The organism is Bacillus sp. V5-8f, assembly GCF_002863565.1.
Taxonomy (GTDB): Bacteria; Bacillota; Bacilli; order Bacillales; family DSM-1321; genus Peribacillus.
Genome location: NZ_PGUW01000001.1, coordinates 234,163 through 249,890, shown reverse-complemented (window position 1 = coordinate 249,890; position 15,728 = coordinate 234,163). Strand labels below are relative to the sequence as shown.

At 43.5% G+C, this 15,728-nt stretch carries 12 protein-coding genes and 1 pseudogene; 12 read left to right on the top strand and 1 reads right to left on the bottom strand.

All coding sequences use genetic code 11. The features are described from left to right. The first annotated feature begins 196 nt into the window (after positions 1 to 196). The 6 genes from CUU64_RS01070 to CUU64_RS01045 all read left to right on the top strand — a co-directional run bounded on the left by CUU64_RS01070 (position 197) and on the right by CUU64_RS01045 (position 8,463). A complete protein-coding gene (locus CUU64_RS01070) occupies positions 197 to 1,339 on the top strand; it encodes an acyl-CoA dehydrogenase (RefSeq protein WP_101631424.1) in 1,143 nt (380 codons plus the stop codon). A gap of 203 nt (positions 1,340 to 1,542) precedes the next feature. Continuing rightward, positions 1,543 to 2,193 carry a TetR/AcrR family transcriptional regulator gene (locus CUU64_RS01065; RefSeq protein WP_101631423.1) on the top strand — a complete coding sequence of 217 codons (651 nt, stop codon included), beginning with the start codon at positions 1,543 to 1,545 and terminating at the stop codon, positions 2,191 to 2,193. Positions 2,194 to 2,216: 23 nt separating this feature from the next. After that, positions 2,217 to 5,474, top strand: a complete 3,258-nt coding sequence (icmF, locus tag CUU64_RS01060) for a fused isobutyryl-CoA mutase/GTPase IcmF (protein ID WP_101631565.1) — start codon at positions 2,217 to 2,219, stop codon at positions 5,472 to 5,474. A 211-nt stretch (positions 5,475 to 5,685) separates the two neighbouring features. Continuing rightward, positions 5,686 to 5,865 (top strand): hypothetical protein, encoded by a 180-nt coding sequence (locus tag CUU64_RS01055; protein WP_101631422.1) that lies wholly within the window; start codon positions 5,686 to 5,688, stop codon positions 5,863 to 5,865. Between the two features lie 186 nt (positions 5,866 to 6,051). Beyond that, complete coding sequence (gene rpoE / locus CUU64_RS01050) at positions 6,052 to 6,636, top strand: DNA-directed RNA polymerase subunit delta (protein ID WP_101631421.1); 585 nt, start codon at positions 6,052 to 6,054, stop codon at positions 6,634 to 6,636. A gap of 219 nt (positions 6,637 to 6,855) precedes the next feature. Next, a complete protein-coding gene (locus tag CUU64_RS01045) occupies positions 6,856 to 8,463 on the top strand; it encodes a CTP synthase (RefSeq protein WP_101631420.1) in 1,608 nt (535 codons plus the stop codon). Between the two features lie 135 nt (positions 8,464 to 8,598). On the opposite strand, the gene CUU64_RS01040 is transcribed toward CUU64_RS01045, so the two are convergent. Beyond that, positions 8,599 to 9,138: a DUF2529 domain-containing protein gene (locus CUU64_RS01040; RefSeq protein ID WP_101631419.1), complete on the bottom strand. Its 540-nt coding sequence runs from the start codon at positions 9,136 to 9,138 to the stop codon at positions 8,599 to 8,601. A gap of 282 nt (positions 9,139 to 9,420) precedes the next feature. Between CUU64_RS01040 and CUU64_RS01035 the strand changes: the two genes are divergently transcribed. The 6 genes and pseudogenes from CUU64_RS01035 (at position 9,421) to rho (ending at position 15,610) form a co-directional block, all read left to right on the top strand. Beyond that, the gene (locus CUU64_RS01035; protein WP_101631418.1) at positions 9,421 to 9,798 is read left to right on the top strand and encodes a response regulator; all 378 of its coding nucleotides are present in this window, start codon (positions 9,421 to 9,423) and stop codon (positions 9,796 to 9,798) included. Between the two features lie 454 nt (positions 9,799 to 10,252). Next, a complete protein-coding gene (locus CUU64_RS01030; RefSeq protein ID WP_101631417.1) occupies positions 10,253 to 11,110 on the top strand; it encodes a class II fructose-bisphosphate aldolase in 858 nt (285 codons plus the stop codon). 140 nt (positions 11,111 to 11,250) lie between these two features. Continuing rightward, a pseudogene (locus tag CUU64_RS01025) lies at positions 11,251 to 11,439 on the top strand (fructose-6-phosphate aldolase); the annotation flags it as partial. Between the two features lie 236 nt (positions 11,440 to 11,675). Beyond that, the gene (locus tag CUU64_RS01020) at positions 11,676 to 12,959 is read left to right on the top strand and encodes a UDP-N-acetylglucosamine 1-carboxyvinyltransferase (protein ID WP_101631416.1); all 1,284 of its coding nucleotides are present in this window, start codon (positions 11,676 to 11,678) and stop codon (positions 12,957 to 12,959) included. Positions 12,960 to 13,058: 99 nt separating this feature from the next. Next, positions 13,059 to 14,021, top strand: coding sequence for a class II fructose-bisphosphatase (gene glpX, locus CUU64_RS01015; protein ID WP_101631415.1), 963 nt, complete (start codon positions 13,059 to 13,061; stop codon positions 14,019 to 14,021). 311 nt (positions 14,022 to 14,332) lie between these two features. Beyond that, positions 14,333 to 15,610 carry a transcription termination factor Rho gene (gene rho, locus CUU64_RS01010; RefSeq protein ID WP_101631414.1) on the top strand — a complete coding sequence of 426 codons (1,278 nt, stop codon included), beginning with the start codon at positions 14,333 to 14,335 and terminating at the stop codon, positions 15,608 to 15,610. The last annotated feature ends 118 nt before the right edge of the window (positions 15,611 to 15,728 follow it).

Below are 15,728 nucleotides of genomic sequence, written 5' to 3'. Positions count from 1 at the left end.
TTTCGCTTAAAAAATCGATTGATCGCTTAAATCCTGTGATTCACCGAAAAAATTTCCGGATTACATTCTGTTTTACCTAAAAAATGAGGATGTAAATGAAACCTTTACACTTTTTCCTGTGATTGATGGTTTCATCCAAGCATTACTACTTTCGTTATGAAACGACATATTCTATTAAAGACAGGGGATAACGACCATGCAATTTACACTAACAGAAGAACATGAAATGATAAGAAAAATGGTACGAGATTTCGCAACGAATGAAGTCGCGCCTACAGCTGCAGAAAGAGATGAAGAAGAACGTTTCGACCGTGAAATTTTCGACAAAATGGCCGAGCTTGGTCTTACCGGCATTCCGTGGCCTGAACAATACGGTGGCATCGGAAGTGACTATTTGGCTTATTGTATCGCCATCGAAGAGCTTTCAAGAGTCTGCGCCTCCACAGCAGTAACCCTATCTGCACATACATCACTTGCTGGCTGGCCGATATACAAGTTCGGTTCTGAAGAACAAAAGCAAAAATACCTGACTCCGTTGGCAAAGGGAGAAACAATCGGTGCATACGGGCTGACAGAACCTGGTTCCGGGTCAGATGCGGGCGGAATGAGAACAACTGCGAGGCTTGAAGGCGACCATTATATTTTGAATGGGTCAAAAATCTTCATTACCAATGGCGGGATTGCCGATACTTATGTTGTTTTTGCATTAACTGACCCGGAATCAAAACAAAGAGGCACAAGTGCATTTATCGTGGAAAAAGACTTCCCAGGCTTCAGTGTCGGCAAGAAAGAAAAGAAACTAGGAATTCGTTCTTCACCGACAACAGAAATCATTTTCGAAGATTGCAAGGTTCCTAAGGAAAACCTGCTAGGAAAAGAGGGAGAAGGCTTCAAGATTGCCATGATGACTCTAGACGGCGGCAGGAATGGCATCGCAGCACAAGCAGTCGGGATTGCACAAGGTGCGCTTGATGCAGCAGTAGCATATGCAAAGGAACGTGTACAATTCGGCAAACCGATTGCCCAGCAGCAAGGAATCGGTTTTAAGCTTGCGGATATGGCAACAGGCATTGAAGCAGCAAGGTTGCTCACCTATCAAGCAGCATGGCGCGAATCTGTCGGTCTTCCTTATGGAAAAGAATCTGCTATGTCCAAACTGTTTGCAGGGGATACGGCCATGAAGGTCACTACAGAAGCGGTCCAGGTATTCGGCGGCTACGGTTACACCAAGGATTATCCGGTGGAACGATTTATGCGGGATGCAAAAATTACACAGATCTACGAAGGAACACAAGAGATTCAGAAGCTGGTGATCTCCAGGATGATTACAAAAGACTAATAGAAAACCAACTTATGGGTACTATTGAAAAGCCGGTAACAGGTAGGTTTACACAGCAGATAGGAAGGTAGAAGAAACTTTTCTAGCTATTAATGAAGTTTGCTGCCTGCCTGTTGTTTGGCATAATGATCTTCTAAGAAAAACTCTTCCAGAAAGTATTTCCTCAGGTACTATTACACCATGGCCAAGTAAGGTGGTGACGTATGAAAAAAAGAGAAGTCCACGCTTCGGTAAAAGATGAGAAGCTCGTTAGCATACGGCGCAATCAAATGATCAAAGGAGCCGTGAACTTATTTAAGGAAAAAGGATTTCACCGGACAACGACTAGGGAAATCGCCAAGGCTGCCGGCTTCAGCATTGGAACGCTTTATGAGTATATCCGCACGAAAGAAGATGTCTTATATTTAGTCTGTGATTTTATTTACGATGAGGTGAAAGACAGGCTCCAAAACGACCTTGAACAGAATAGCGGCACCCTGGATGCCCTGAAGCTTACCATAGCTTATTTTTTCGAAGTGATGGATGATATGCAGGATGAGGTGCTTGTCATGTATCAGGAAGTAAAGTCGCTGACAAAGGATGCTCTTCCATATGTATTGAAAAAGGAAATGGAAATGGTTCATATGTTTGAATTGGTCATAAGCCGTTGTGTTGAAAACGGGGACCTTACCCTTTCCGAGAAACATATTCGCCTCCTTGCGCATAACATTTTCGTCCAGGGACAGATGTGGGCCTTCCGCCGCTGGGCACTAAGAAAACTTTACACACTTGAAGAATATATTGATCTGCAAACGGATTTGCTATTGGGCAGTTTATATAACACGCAGAACCTGAATACCAAACCTTTACCATAAAAGGAGGAACAAGGGTGAGCACAATGGAGATATACAAACCTAAAAACCATATTCGTTTCGTTACAGCTTCCAGCTTATTCGACGGCCATGATGCGTCGATCAATATCATGCGCCGCATTTTGCAATCTAGCGGGGCCGAGGTTATCCATCTTGGCCATAACCGTTCCGTCCAGGAAGTTGTAAGCGCTGCCATACAAGAGGATGTCCAAGGTATTGCGGTGTCTTCTTATCAAGGCGGTCATGTCGAGTATTTCAAGTATATGTACGACTTGCTTCACGAAAATGGTGCTTCCCATATCCGCATTTATGGCGGTGGCGGAGGAGTTATCATTCCACGTGAAATAAAGGAGCTCCATGAATATGGGATTTCACACATCTTTTCACCAGAAGATGGAAGGGTGAACGGCCTTCAAGGCATGATTAACCTGATGCTTAAGGAATGTGATTTTTCTACGGTTAAATCCGCTATGCATGAACGCTTTCCAGATATGCTTGCTGGTGAACCGGGGGCGGTTGCCCAATTCATCACTCTGGCTGAAAACAGGCAGGATACCCCGGACGAAGCAGCCGCTGCGGCGGAAAGCCTAATGAAGCAGGTGAAAATTTCAGAGAAAATGGTGCCTGTCCTCGGGATTACAGGTACAGGCGGTGCGGGGAAAAGTTCATTGACTGACGAATTAATACGCCGCTTTCTTAATGAGATTCCTGACAAGAAAATAGCAATCCTCTCTGTAGACCCGACAAAGCAAAAAACAGGCGGAGCATTACTGGGCGACAGAATCCGCATGAACGCAATCTTTTCTGATCGTGTTTATATGAGAAGCCTTGCTACCCGGCGTTCCAAAAGCGAGCTGTCACTTGCCATCCAGGACGCCATTTCGGTTGTAAAAGCAGCAGGCTTTGATTTAATTGTGGTCGAGACGAGTGGAATTGGGCAGGGTGATGCCGAAATTACCGATATTTGCAACGTATCCATGTATGTGATGACCAGCGAGTTCGGTGCCCCTTCCCAGTTGGAAAAAATCGATATGATCGACTATGCAGACTTAATTGTCATTAATAAATTTGAAAGAAAAGGATCAGAGGATGCAAAAAAGCAGGTCCAAAAGCAATATCAAAGAAGCCATTTGCTATTTGACCAGGACACTGAACAGATGCCGGTCTATGGTACAATCGCGTCCCAATTCAACGATCCGGGAACGAATGCTTTGTTTGCCGCTTTAATTGAAAATCTGAATGAAAAGGCTGGTACTGATTGGGAGACTACGTTTTCAAAGGAAGCTGACGTTCAAAAGCAGAATATCATCATTCCGAATGACCGCCGCTATTATCTACGCGAAATAACAGACACAGTACGTAATTACCATAAGAAAGGAGAAGAGCAAGCCCAGATCGCCAGGAAGCTTTTCCAGCTGGAAGGTACGATCCAGGCTGTTAAAGAAAAAGAGGCAAACGAGGAAATTCTATCATTACTTCAGGCCCTAAGAGATGAAATGTACGCCAAGCTTTCTGCAGAATCAGAACAGATTCTGGAGGGTTGGACCGAGCTAAAGGCAAAATATTCGTCAGATAAATTCACCACGAAAATCCGCGATAAAGAAATCACCACTGTCTTAAAGATAAAGAGCCTATCAGGCTTGATGATCCCGAAAGTTTCACTGCCTAAATACGTCGATTATGGGGAAATTTTACGCTGGGCGTACAGGGAAAATGCCCCTGGATACTTTCCTTATACGGCTGGGGTTTTTCCATTCAAACGTGAAGGCGAGGATCCAAAGCGCCAATTTGCGGGGGAAGGTTCCCCAGTCAGGACGAACCGCCGCTTTCATTATCTTTCCAAGGATGACGATGCAAAACGACTGAGCACTGCATTTGATTCCGTGACGTTATATGGGGAAGATCCAGATTACCGTCCGGATATTTATGGGAAGGTTGGCGAAAGCGGGGTCAGCATTTGCACATTGGAAGATATGAAGAAGCTTTATGCTGGATTTGACCTTTGTCTTCCATCAACTTCTGTATCCATGACAATTAATGGGCCAGCTCCGATCATTCTGGCGATGTATATGAATACAGCAATAGACCAGCAGATTGAGAAAAAGGAAGCTGAACTAGGAAGAGCGCTAACAGGCGACGAATTTGAAGAAATGCGCTCATATACATTGCGTTCCTTAAGGGGAACCGTCCAGGCGGATATTCTAAAGGAAGACCAGGGACAAAATACGTGTATCTTCTCAACGGAATTCGCGCTCAGGATGATGGGGGATATTCAGGAATATTTCATCCAACATCAAGTAAGAAACTATTATTCGGTTTCCATTTCCGGCTATCATATTGCTGAAGCAGGAGCCAATCCAATATCACAGCTTGCCTTTACGCTTGCAAACGGGTTTACCTATGTCGAATATTATTTAAGCCGCGGAATGAATATTGACGATTTCGCCCCGAATCTCTCATTCTTTTTCTCCAATGGGCTGGATCCTGAATATACGGTAATTGGGCGGGTAGCAAGGAGGATCTGGGCAACAGTCATGCGTGATAAATATGGTGCCAATGAGCGGAGCCAGAAGCTGAAATACCATATCCAGACGTCAGGGCGCTCCCTGCATGCCCAGGAGATCGACTTTAATGATATCCGGACGACACTTCAAGCGCTCATGGCACTTCAAGACAACTGCAATTCGCTTCATACAAATGCTTACGACGAAGCCATCACAACACCTACCGAAGATTCGGTGCGCAGGGCGATGGCCATACAAATGATTATTACGAAGGAACACGGACTATCCAAAAATGAAAATCCGCTCCAAGGTGCATTCATCATCGAAGAGTTGACCGATTTAGTTGAAGAGGCGGTGCTTGAGGAGTTCGACCGTATCAATGACCGAGGCGGCGTGTTAGGTGCCATGGAAACTCAATACCAACGAGGGAAAATCCAGGATGAATCTATGTATTATGAAATGAAAAAACATTCTGGGGAGCTTCCGATTATAGGAGTCAACACGTATCTGAACCCGAACCCTCCTTCTGATGAGTCCTTGAATAGCATGGAAATCGCACGTGCCACAAAGGAAGAAAAAGAAGTCCAGATTCAAAATCTAAGGGAATTCCATAAACGGCATGAAATCGAATGTGAACCTGCGCTTAACAGGCTTAAGAAAGCAGCTGTGAGCGGAGAAAACATCTTCACCGAGTTAATGAAGTGTGTAAAAGTGGCCAGCCTTGGGCAAATAACCCGAGCCCTCTATGAAGTGGGAGGACAATATAGAAGGAATATGTAAATCCACGGGATATATAGTCAAAGAAAGACCGGAAGTCCGACATATGGGTACTGAACCATTGACATTCACAGTTCAGTACCTTCTTTTTCTGTAAAAATAGCATTTTCTTTGGAAAAATGGTATTTTTGCCTTATAAAAATTTTATAAAACGGCTACAATGGTATTTCAGGCAAATTTGGTTACCATTAGAGCCTCTGTTTGGAGAGGGAATATGACGCGCAAACGACTTGTAAACGGCACGATTTGTTTCGCTGCCCTTATTCTTTTCTATCAATTATATGAAATTGGATTAGGAGCCATCCCCTTTTTGCTGCTTTCCATATTCTTTTTTGTGCTCGCTTACCGCACTTGGCGGAAAGACAGGGAAAAAGGGAAGGAAAACCATGGGTAGGCGTCAGTGAATAAGCTATGAAATATAGGGATTTAGCTGGCATAAACCTATTTTTATTGTTTATAATGAATAGTATGTTTTTAGCAGGATTTGTGTACGGATGTACAGAAGATACTAAATTACATGTCTAATGTGTGAAGCACCGTTTGTTAAAGGTGTTTGGAATAGAGAAGGGAAGTGCAGGCCTTGAGTTTAAATCAATACTCACAAGAACAAATAATGGAAATGTCTCTTTTGGAACTCGCTTATGAATTGCTCGTAGAGAAAAAGCAGCCGGTTTCTTTTAAAGATTTAATAGGTGAAATCCAACAATTGCAGAATCTTTCAGACGACGAAGTAACAAAAAGAATTGCTCAATTTTATACAGACTTAAATGTTGACGGACGTTTTACGTCATTAGGCGAAAATCGCTGGGGTTTGAAGACCTGGTACCCTGTCGACCAAATTGAAGACGAGGTTGTACATGCTGTCAAACCGAAGAAGAAGAAAGCCAAGAAAGCAGTGGATGAGGACTTCGAAGACTTTGAAGATGAAGATCTGGACTTCGAAGATGAAGATCTGGATGAGCTAGATGAAGAAGACGAAGATATAGATCTGCTTGATGAAGCGGACGATGATGATGACCTTCTTGAAGTCGATACGGATGATGACGACTTCGAAGATGAACTTGATGATGAAGATCTTATTGATGAAGATGAAGATGAAGATGATGATGATGACGAGGATGAAGACTTCGCCGACGAGGAAGAAATCGACGAAGATAAACGCTAGTTTTTGTAGATGCTTGACTTTTCATATCGATTTTTGTAATATCATTTTTGGGCTCCTTTTAATAAGGACTGTAAATGATTATAACGCTCCCTTACGGTTGTAAGGGGCGTTTTTGTTTTTTAGCGGATAAGCTACTTGTAATGTTTTCACGTTAAAGGGAAAAACTACATGAGTAAATAATAAAGTTTGAACTTTTTGATTTCAAAGGGGGAAAAAACGTTGACAAAATATATTTTCGTAACAGGCGGAGTGGTTTCTTCACTGGGTAAAGGAATCACAGCAGCATCGCTTGGAAGGCTTTTGAAGAACAGGGGCTTAAATGTCACCATCCAAAAATTTGATCCGTACATTAATGTTGACCCGGGAACAATGAGCCCGTATCAGCACGGTGAAGTATTCGTAACAGATGACGGTGCGGAAACAGACCTCGATTTGGGTCACTATGAGCGTTTCATTGACATTAACCTTGGAAAACACAGCAACGTCACGACAGGTAAGATTTATTCAACCGTTTTGAGAAAAGAGCGCCGCGGAGATTATTTAGGCGGAACGGTGCAAGTTATCCCCCATATTACAAATGAAATTAAAGAACGGGTTTTCCGTGCAGGACATGAAACGAACGCGGATGTGGTCATTACTGAAATTGGCGGAACAGTAGGCGATATTGAATCACTGCCGTTTTTGGAAGCGATCCGTCAAATTAAGAGCGACATTGGGCGAGACAATGTAATGTATATCCATTGTACGCTTGTTCCTTATATTAAAGCTGCTGGAGAAATGAAAACAAAGCCGACTCAACACAGCGTAAAAGAACTGCGGAGCCTTGGTATTCAGCCGAATATCATTGTCGTCCGTACAGAAATGCCAATCTCCCGCGATATGAAGGATAAAATCGCCCTATTCTGCGACATTGACGCGAAAGCTGTAATCGAGTGCCAGGATGCAGATACACTTTATACCATTCCTTTGGCATTGCAGGCACAAAAAATGGACCAAATCGTCTGTGACCATCTTAAGCTTGATTGCAAAGAGGCCAACATGGAAGAGTGGAAAGAACTCGTCCATAAGGTTACAAATCTCTCAAAGAAAACGACTATTGCATTGGTTGGTAAATATGTAGAGCTGCAGGATGCATATATCTCCGTAGTGGAAGCATTGAAGCATGCAGGCTACACGTTTGATGCGGATATTGATATTAAATGGGTCAACGCAGAGCATGTAAATCGTGAAAATGTGGCTGAGCTTCTTGAAGGAGCAGACGGAATCCTCGTTCCGGGCGGATTCGGTGACCGTGGAATTGAAGGAAAAATCTCTGCCATCGAATTTGCGCGTATCAATAAAATTCCGTTCCTGGGTATTTGTCTGGGTATGCAGCTTGCTTCCATCGAATATGCCCGCCATGTATTAGGTCTCGAAGGAGCACATTCATCCGAAATTAATGCGGATACGCCTCATCCGATCATCGACTTGCTTCCGGAGCAAAAGGATGTAGAAGATCTTGGCGGAACCCTTCGCCTTGGATTGTATCCATGTAAGCTTGTAGAAGGATCGAAAGCACATGCTGCCTATAACGACAGTGTAGTATATGAACGCCACCGCCACCGCTTTGAGTTTAACAACCATTACCGCCAGGCGATGGAAGCGGAAGGGTTTGTATTCTCAGGAACAAGCCCGGACGGCCGTCTTGTAGAAATTATTGAACTTAAAGATCATCCATGGTTTGTTGCGTCTCAATTCCATCCAGAATTTATTTCAAGGCCGACGCGTCCACAGCCATTATTCCGTGATTTTGTTGAAGCTTCCTTACAGCAGGGGAAACAACTGTAAAAATATAAAGACTAAAAAACGCTTGGATTCATGGAACCAAGCGTTTTTTACTATTAAGCTGAAATATAAGAATAGCCGCAGATTATAGAAGTTGGATGAAAAAATGATATAACGAGCAAAAGGAAAGGGCCAATATTAATCCTGTTCATACTCCGACAAAATTTCCTCCAATGTAAATTTTATGCCATAATAAACAAATAAAGCAGCCATTAGTGCGGGATACCCAACACGGTTGCCATTATCATCAGGAAGCAATCCTTTTTGCAGACGCAGGTCGATATGGACATCAGCCAGTTGGTCCAGTGAATGTTCTGCTGACGGTATTTTGGTGGAAATGGCGATAAAAGGAATGCCATCATGGCGAAGCTGGCCCGCAAGCTTCAATGCTTCCTTGTCATCAGAATGACGGGAGAATAGCAGTACTCGGTCTGCAATCGAAAGCGAAACTTGTGTATTGCTTTCATCATAAAGAGGCTTTGCGTTTGGAAAAGGCTCCTCGCCGCAAATGGCTTCCGCGAGGATTCCCTGCATTTCTCCAAAACCATGCATATAAATGGTGCCGTCCCCGATCGAAGCCTGGGCAAGCAACCGAGCACAGTCTTCAAAGGCAAATTCTTCACCTTCCATAATTTTTTTAAATAAACCGTTTATTTGGGTAGAAAACATTTTTAACATGAATCATTTTCTCCTTTAGATACTAATTGCCTATATATTATATAGCAACGGTTTTTCTAAAGCGAATAACCGTGTTTTACTGGATATATGAGAATCGACAAATTTTTTTGAGGTTTATAGGTATCTAGAAGGATTCGGGGAATATTTAGCGAATAGAATTAAATAAGCATTCGGAGCAATAGAAAAAAAAACACGGATTTAGCAGGGCTGCACTATACATAACCGGACGGAAGGGCAGCGCAAAGGCTAGTTATTTCTTTCAAACGAGGAAGAGGTGTGAGAATGGCAGCAAACATATTAATTGTTGACGATCAATTCGGGATCAGGATTTTGCTAAACGAAGTCCTTACAAAAGAGGGCTACAGTACGTTCCAGGCAGCAAACGGCATACAGGCTCTCGATGTCGTGAAAAAGCAATCTCCCGATTTAGTCCTGTTGGATATGAAAATTCCGGGGATGGATGGCATTGAGATCCTGAAGCGGATGAAACAAATGGATCCGGATATTCGGGTCATCATCATGACTGCTTACGGAGAATTGGATATGATCCAAAAAGCTAAGGATTTAGGAGCTATCACTCATTTTGCCAAACCTTTTGATATTGATGATATAAGGAAAGCAGTTAGAGAATATATACCGATGGAAAAGTCCCAAGGGTGATTTCTTAAAAACATATAATAAGTACGCACGCCTTTGCACGCAGCTCTGCGGGTGTATTCCGGCACAGATTCTCCCGGGGTACAGCCGTGTTTTTTTGTAAAAGCATGAAATGGGCTGCCAGCAGGATAAGAAACCAAGAGAAATAGAAAAAATAGGCGGAACAGATTCCGATTCTGAATACCTGAAAACAAATGATTAAGCAAAAAGTAACAGAATAAAAGCGTCTAAGAAAAAAAGGGGAATTACCAAGCAAAACAATAGTGTTTCAGAGAAAGCGTATGCATTTTTTTAAATATTCTCCAAACTTGTGAATCGGTTGCTGTTTTATCCATAGCCTGATATGCTTAGAGTGATTTTGGGTATTCCCGACAATACGCTTTGTATAGGAACTACATATTTAAGGGAATATTCTAGAGAGAATCTGCGTGAAGCAGGATAGAAGGAGGAAACAGAAATGCCTTTAGTATCAATGACAGACATGCTTAATAAAGCCCTTGAAGGCAAATATGCTGTTGGCCAGTTCAATATTAATAACCTTGAATGGACACAAGCGATTTTAGCTGCTGCAGAGCAGGAGAAATCACCTGTAATCCTTGGTGTATCAGAAGGTGCAGCACGTCACATGGGAGGATTTAAAACGACTGTGATGATGGTTCAAGGACTGTTGGAAGATATGAAGATTACTGTTCCGGTGGCCATTCACCTTGATCATGGCTCAAGTTTTGATAAGTGTAAGGAAGCGATTGATGCCGGCTTTACTTCCGTCATGATCGACGCTTCACACCATCCGTTACAAGAAAATATTGAGACCACTTCAAAGGTTGTCGAATATGCCCATTCTAAAGGTGTATCTGTAGAAGCCGAATTAGGGACTGTAGGCGGACAGGAAGACGATGTAGTGGCTGATGGCGTGATTTATGCTGATCCGAAGGAATGTGAAGAACTGGTAAGACGCACTGGCGTTGATTGCTTTGCACCTGCTTTGGGTTCTGTACACGGTCCTTATAAAGGCGAACCGAACCTCGGCTTTAAAGAAATGGAAGAAGTACGTGACTTAACAAGGGTTCCATTGGTTCTGCACGGCGGAACAGGAATTCCTACAAAGGACATCCAGCGTGCAGTCTCTCTGGGTACGTCCAAAATTAATGTCAACACTGAAAATCAAATTGCTTTTACAAAAGCTGTTCGCGACGTTTTAAATAGCAACAGCGAAGTATACGATCCTCGTAAATATATTGGCCCAGGACGCGATGCTATCAAAGAAACAGTTGTTGGCAAGATTCGCGAGTTCGGTTCAAATGGCCAAGCTTAATTTTTGAGAAAAATTAGCACGATCATATAAAAGGTCTGATCCTCCAAAAAGTTATGCGTAACCCAGCATGCTTTTTCAGGTCGGGCCTTTCTTTCGACTATAAAATAACTGAAAATTCAATATTTACATAATTGCAACATATTGCCGGCGTTTTTGCTATCCATGACATCCAATCGGAAATCATCGCAGCGTCCATCCGCCACCCGTTGCATGTTATGGAAGCGGCTTTAAAGGGAGCTCATATCGCCACGATTCCGTATAACGTACAATTGCAGTTGTTCAAGCACCCGTTTAAGGACAAAGGAATCGATGCGTTTCTTGCGGACTAGAAATCCCGCTCAAACTAGAATTGGTTACACCCTTCTTCTCTAATGTGATAAAAAATTTAGTGGACAGCTAGCTATAATTTTTTTCAAATTTTTACATGACTTTTCGATTTTTGTGTAAACTAATAAAATAGAAAGAAAAGAATGTCGGAATATGTTCATATGATTTGGGAAATTATTCCTTGCTATCATGTCGGTGGAAATCGTTCTTGACTGCTTAGAGTGGAAGGGAGTTTATTATGGACAAACTTAACATTGCGGGCGGCTACCCGTTAAAAGGAAGCATACGGGTAAGCGGCGCTAAAAATAGCGCGGTTGCTCTCATTCCTGCTACGATTCTTGCAGATTCCCCTGTCACCATCGAGGGACTGCCGAATATATCGGATGTAGAAATTTTAAAAGGCCTCCTTGAAGAAGTCGGTGGAAAGGTGTCTTTCAAGGATGGAGAAATGACCGTCGATCCCGGAAGTATGATATCAATGCCCCTACCGAATGGACGGGTAAAAAAGCTTCGTGCCTCCTATTATTTAATGGGTGCAATGCTCGGGAAATTTAAGAAGGCAGTTATTGGCCTTCCCGGGGGCTGCCATTTAGGGCCGCGGCCTATAGATCAGCATATCAAAGGGTTTGAAGCACTTGGCGCCCAAGTGACCAATGAACAGGGTGCCATTTATCTGCGGGCCGATGAGCTTAGGGGTGCTCGGATTTACCTGGATGTAGTCAGTGTAGGCGCAACAATTAACATCATGCTTGCAGCTGTGTTGGCAAAAGGCAGGACCATTATTGAAAATGCGGCAAAAGAACCGGAGATTATCGATGTCGCCACCTTACTGACGAATATGGGCGCAAAGATTAAAGGGGCGGGAACGGACATCATCCGGATTGATGGCGTAGAACAATTAAGTGGTTGCAGGCATACGATCATCCCTGACAGGATTGAGGCAGGAACCTTTATGATTCTGGCAGCGGCTGTCGGAGAAGGGATTCTGATCGATAATGTCATTCCACAGCATCTCGAATCGCTTACGGCAAAGCTGCGGGAAATGGATGTCAACATAGAGGCTGGGGACGACCAGGTATTCGTTTCGCCCGGGGCAGCTTTGAAAGCCGTCGATATCAAGACGCTCGTCTATCCAGGTTTTCCAACCGACCTTCAACAGCCATTTACCTCTCTTTTGACAAAGGCCGAGGGTACAAGCGTTGTCACAGATACTATCTACGGAGCACGGTTTAAGCATATTGACGAGCTTCGCCGGATGAATGCTGCGATCAAGGTTGAGGGAAGGTCAGCCATCATTAACGGCCCGGTCCAGTTGAATGGCGCGAAGGTAAAAGCTAGCGACCTCCGTGCTGGAGCTGCCCTTGTCATAGCCGGACTTATGGCAGAGGGAGTTACCGAAGTAACCGGAGTCGACCATATCGACAGAGGTTATAGTGATCTAGTCGAAAAGCTTTCCGGCCTTGGTGCAACGATTTGGAGAGAAAAGCTGACGGAAGAAGAAGTAGAACAGTTGAAAAATTAATAATAGTCTCGGTGTTTAAATGTGTTACGATAATAGTGTCATTGTGTTATACTATTTATATCGTAAACATTGTAAAGTAGCACTGAGGAGGAACCAACAATGGAGAGAAGCTTATCTATGGAGCTAGTGCGTGTAACGGAAGCGGCTGCTTTAGCTTCAGCGCGCTGGATGGGGAGAGGCAAGAAGGATGAAGCAGACGATGCGGCCACTTCGGCTATGCGAGATGTGTTTGATACAGTTCCAATGAAAGGTACTGTGGTCATTGGGGAAGGCGAGATGGACGAGGCTCCAATGTTATATATAGGGGAAAAGCTGGGAACCGGTTATGGTCCCCGTGTAGATGTTGCAGTAGACCCTTTGGAAGGTACAAACATTGTCGCTTCAGGAGGCTGGAACGCATTGGCCGTACTTGCAGTTGCTGATAATGGCAACCTCCTGCATGCACCGGATATGTACATGGAAAAGATCGCAGTCGGTCCTGAGGCTGTTGGGCAAATTGATATCAATGCTTCTACTTTGGATAACCTGAAAGCAGTCGCGAAGGCAAAGAATAAAGATATCCAGGATGTTGTTGCAACCGTTTTAAACCGTGACCGCCATTCCAGGATCATACATGAACTGAGGGAAGCGGGAGCACGTATCAAATTAATCAACGACGGGGATGTTGCCGGAGCAATCAATACAGCCTTTGACCAAACCGGGGTAGATATTTTGTTTGGTTCTGGAGGGGCACCTGAAGGGGTGATTGCTGCTGTCGCTTTAAAATGCCTAGGTGGTGAACTGCAAGGTAAACTGCTGCCGCAGAATGACCAGGAAGCTGAACGTTGCAAAATGATGGGCATCAATCTGGATAGTGTGCTGCGGATGGAAGACCTGGTCCGTGGAGACGACGCAATTTTCGCTGCAACCGGCGTCACTGACGGGGAATTGCTAAAAGGTGTTCAGTTCAAGGGGAATTATGGCTTGACCCATTCCCTTGTCATGCGTGCGAAATCTGGAACCGTTCGTTTTGTTGATGGGCGCCACAGTCTAAAGAAGAAGCCGAACCTCGTAATTAAGTAAATACGGGTTTTCTCTTGAAAGCGGGCGCTTAGTCGCTCGCTTTCGCTATAAAAAATAAAAATCAGTTGAATATTTACTACAAAAACAGTAAAATTAAGCTTGTTTCAAAATAAAAAGAACAATCTGCCTTACTACTCCAAACTTCAAGAAAGCCTTCAAATTTTCTTCTTTACCCAAAAATGTATCATCCTTTCTAAAAAAGAATAAGCAATCCCGACAATATGGATTCGTTTGTTCTTCTCACGTCCATATCTTATTTCTTTTGTTCAGTATGGGTGAAAACGTTTAAATTACTAAAGTGTGGTGTCATAATGAATTTAACTATTTCCAATTTAGAAAACATGAAGCTCAAGGAACTGTATGAGCACGCACGTGAATATAAAGTATCCTACTACAGCAAGCTGAGCAAAAAAGAACTTATTTTTGCCATTTTGAAAGCTCAGGCAGAGCAGGACGGATTGCTATTTATGGAAGGCGTACTTGAAATTATTCCGTCCGAGGGCTTTGGGTTCCTGCGCCCAATCAATTATTCACCTAGCTCTGAGGACATTTATATTTCAGCATCCCAAATCCGCCGGTTCGATTTGCGTAACGGGGATAAAGTCTCCGGTAAGGTAAGGCCGCCAAAAGAAAATGAGCGATATTACGGACTTCTCCATGTTGAGGCAGTAAATGGGGACAACCCTGAATCGGCAAAGGAACGGGTTCACTTTCCGGGTTTGACTCCGTTATATCCTGACAGACAGATTATGCTTGAGACCGTACCCAAAAATATTTCAACCAGGATCATGGATGTATTGGCACCTGTTGGTTTCGGACAGCGCGGTTTGATTGTTGCCCCTCCAAAAGCGGGTAAAACCATGCTGATAAAGGAAATTGCAAACGCCATAACAACGAACCATCCGGAAGCAGAGCTGATCGTTCTATTGATTGATGAACGTCCGGAAGAAGTAACTGATATTGAACGTTCAGTTGCTGGTGACGTCGTCAGTTCAACATTTGATGAAGTACCGGAAAATCATATTAAAGTGGCGGAGCTTGTTTTGGAAAGGGCCATGCGCCTTGTAGAGCATAAGCGCGATGTCATTATCTTAATGGATAGTATCACTCGTCTTGCCCGGGCATACAACCTAGTGATACCTCCAAGTGGAAGAACGTTATCCGGGGGGATTGACCCGGCTGCTTTCCACCGGCCAAAACGGTTCTTTGGCGCAGCGAGGAATATTGAAGAAGGTGGAAGCTTGACGATTTTGGCTACTGCCCTGGTTGACACTGGTTCCCGTATGGACGATGTCATTTACGAGGAGTTTAAAGGTACGGGTAATATGGAGCTTCATCTAGACCGAACCCTTGCGGAAAGACGGATATTCCCTGCTATTGATATTAGGCGTTCTGGTACGCGTAAAGAAGAGCTTCTTATCCCGAAAGAACATCTGGATAAAATATGGGCAATCAGGAAAACCATGTCTGATTCACCTGACTTTGCTGAGAAGTTTCTACGCCGCTTAAAGCAAACCAAGAGCAATGAAGAATTTTTCAGCAAGCTGGAAGAAGAGATGAAAAAAGGGACGGCAGCGAAAAGATCCTAGTTAATAACCTTTAATTTCTCGTAACAAGCAGTTGCAAAAAACGTAGATTGTTGTTATAATCAAATCAATGTGTTTTTACAATATATGTGAGGTCTTAAACTCACGTTGAAGTATATAA

Excerpts from the sequence above, each read along its gene's own strand:
- rho (WP_101631414.1), top strand. The coding sequence starts at position 14,333 with ATGAATTTAACTATTTCCAATTTAGAAAACATGAAGCTCAAGGAACTG.
- CUU64_RS01070 (WP_101631424.1), top strand. The coding sequence starts at position 197 with ATGCAATTTACACTAACAGAAGAACATGAAATGATAAGAAAAATGGTA.
- CUU64_RS01020 (WP_101631416.1), top strand. The coding sequence starts at position 11,676 with ATGGACAAACTTAACATTGCGGGCGGCTACCCGTTAAAAGGAAGCATA.
- glpX (WP_101631415.1), top strand. The coding sequence starts at position 13,059 with ATGGAGAGAAGCTTATCTATGGAGCTAGTGCGTGTAACGGAAGCGGCT.
- icmF (WP_101631565.1), top strand. The coding sequence starts at position 2,217 with ATGGAGATATACAAACCTAAAAACCATATTCGTTTCGTTACAGCTTCC.
- CUU64_RS01035 (WP_101631418.1), top strand. The coding sequence starts at position 9,421 with ATGGCAGCAAACATATTAATTGTTGACGATCAATTCGGGATCAGGATT.
- CUU64_RS01055 (WP_101631422.1), top strand. The coding sequence starts at position 5,686 with ATGACGCGCAAACGACTTGTAAACGGCACGATTTGTTTCGCTGCCCTT.
- CUU64_RS01040 (WP_101631419.1), bottom strand. The coding sequence starts at position 9,138 with ATGTTAAAAATGTTTTCTACCCAAATAAACGGTTTATTTAAAAAAATT.
- CUU64_RS01065 (WP_101631423.1), top strand. The coding sequence starts at position 1,543 with ATGAAAAAAAGAGAAGTCCACGCTTCGGTAAAAGATGAGAAGCTCGTT.
- CUU64_RS01030 (WP_101631417.1), top strand. The coding sequence starts at position 10,253 with ATGCCTTTAGTATCAATGACAGACATGCTTAATAAAGCCCTTGAAGGC.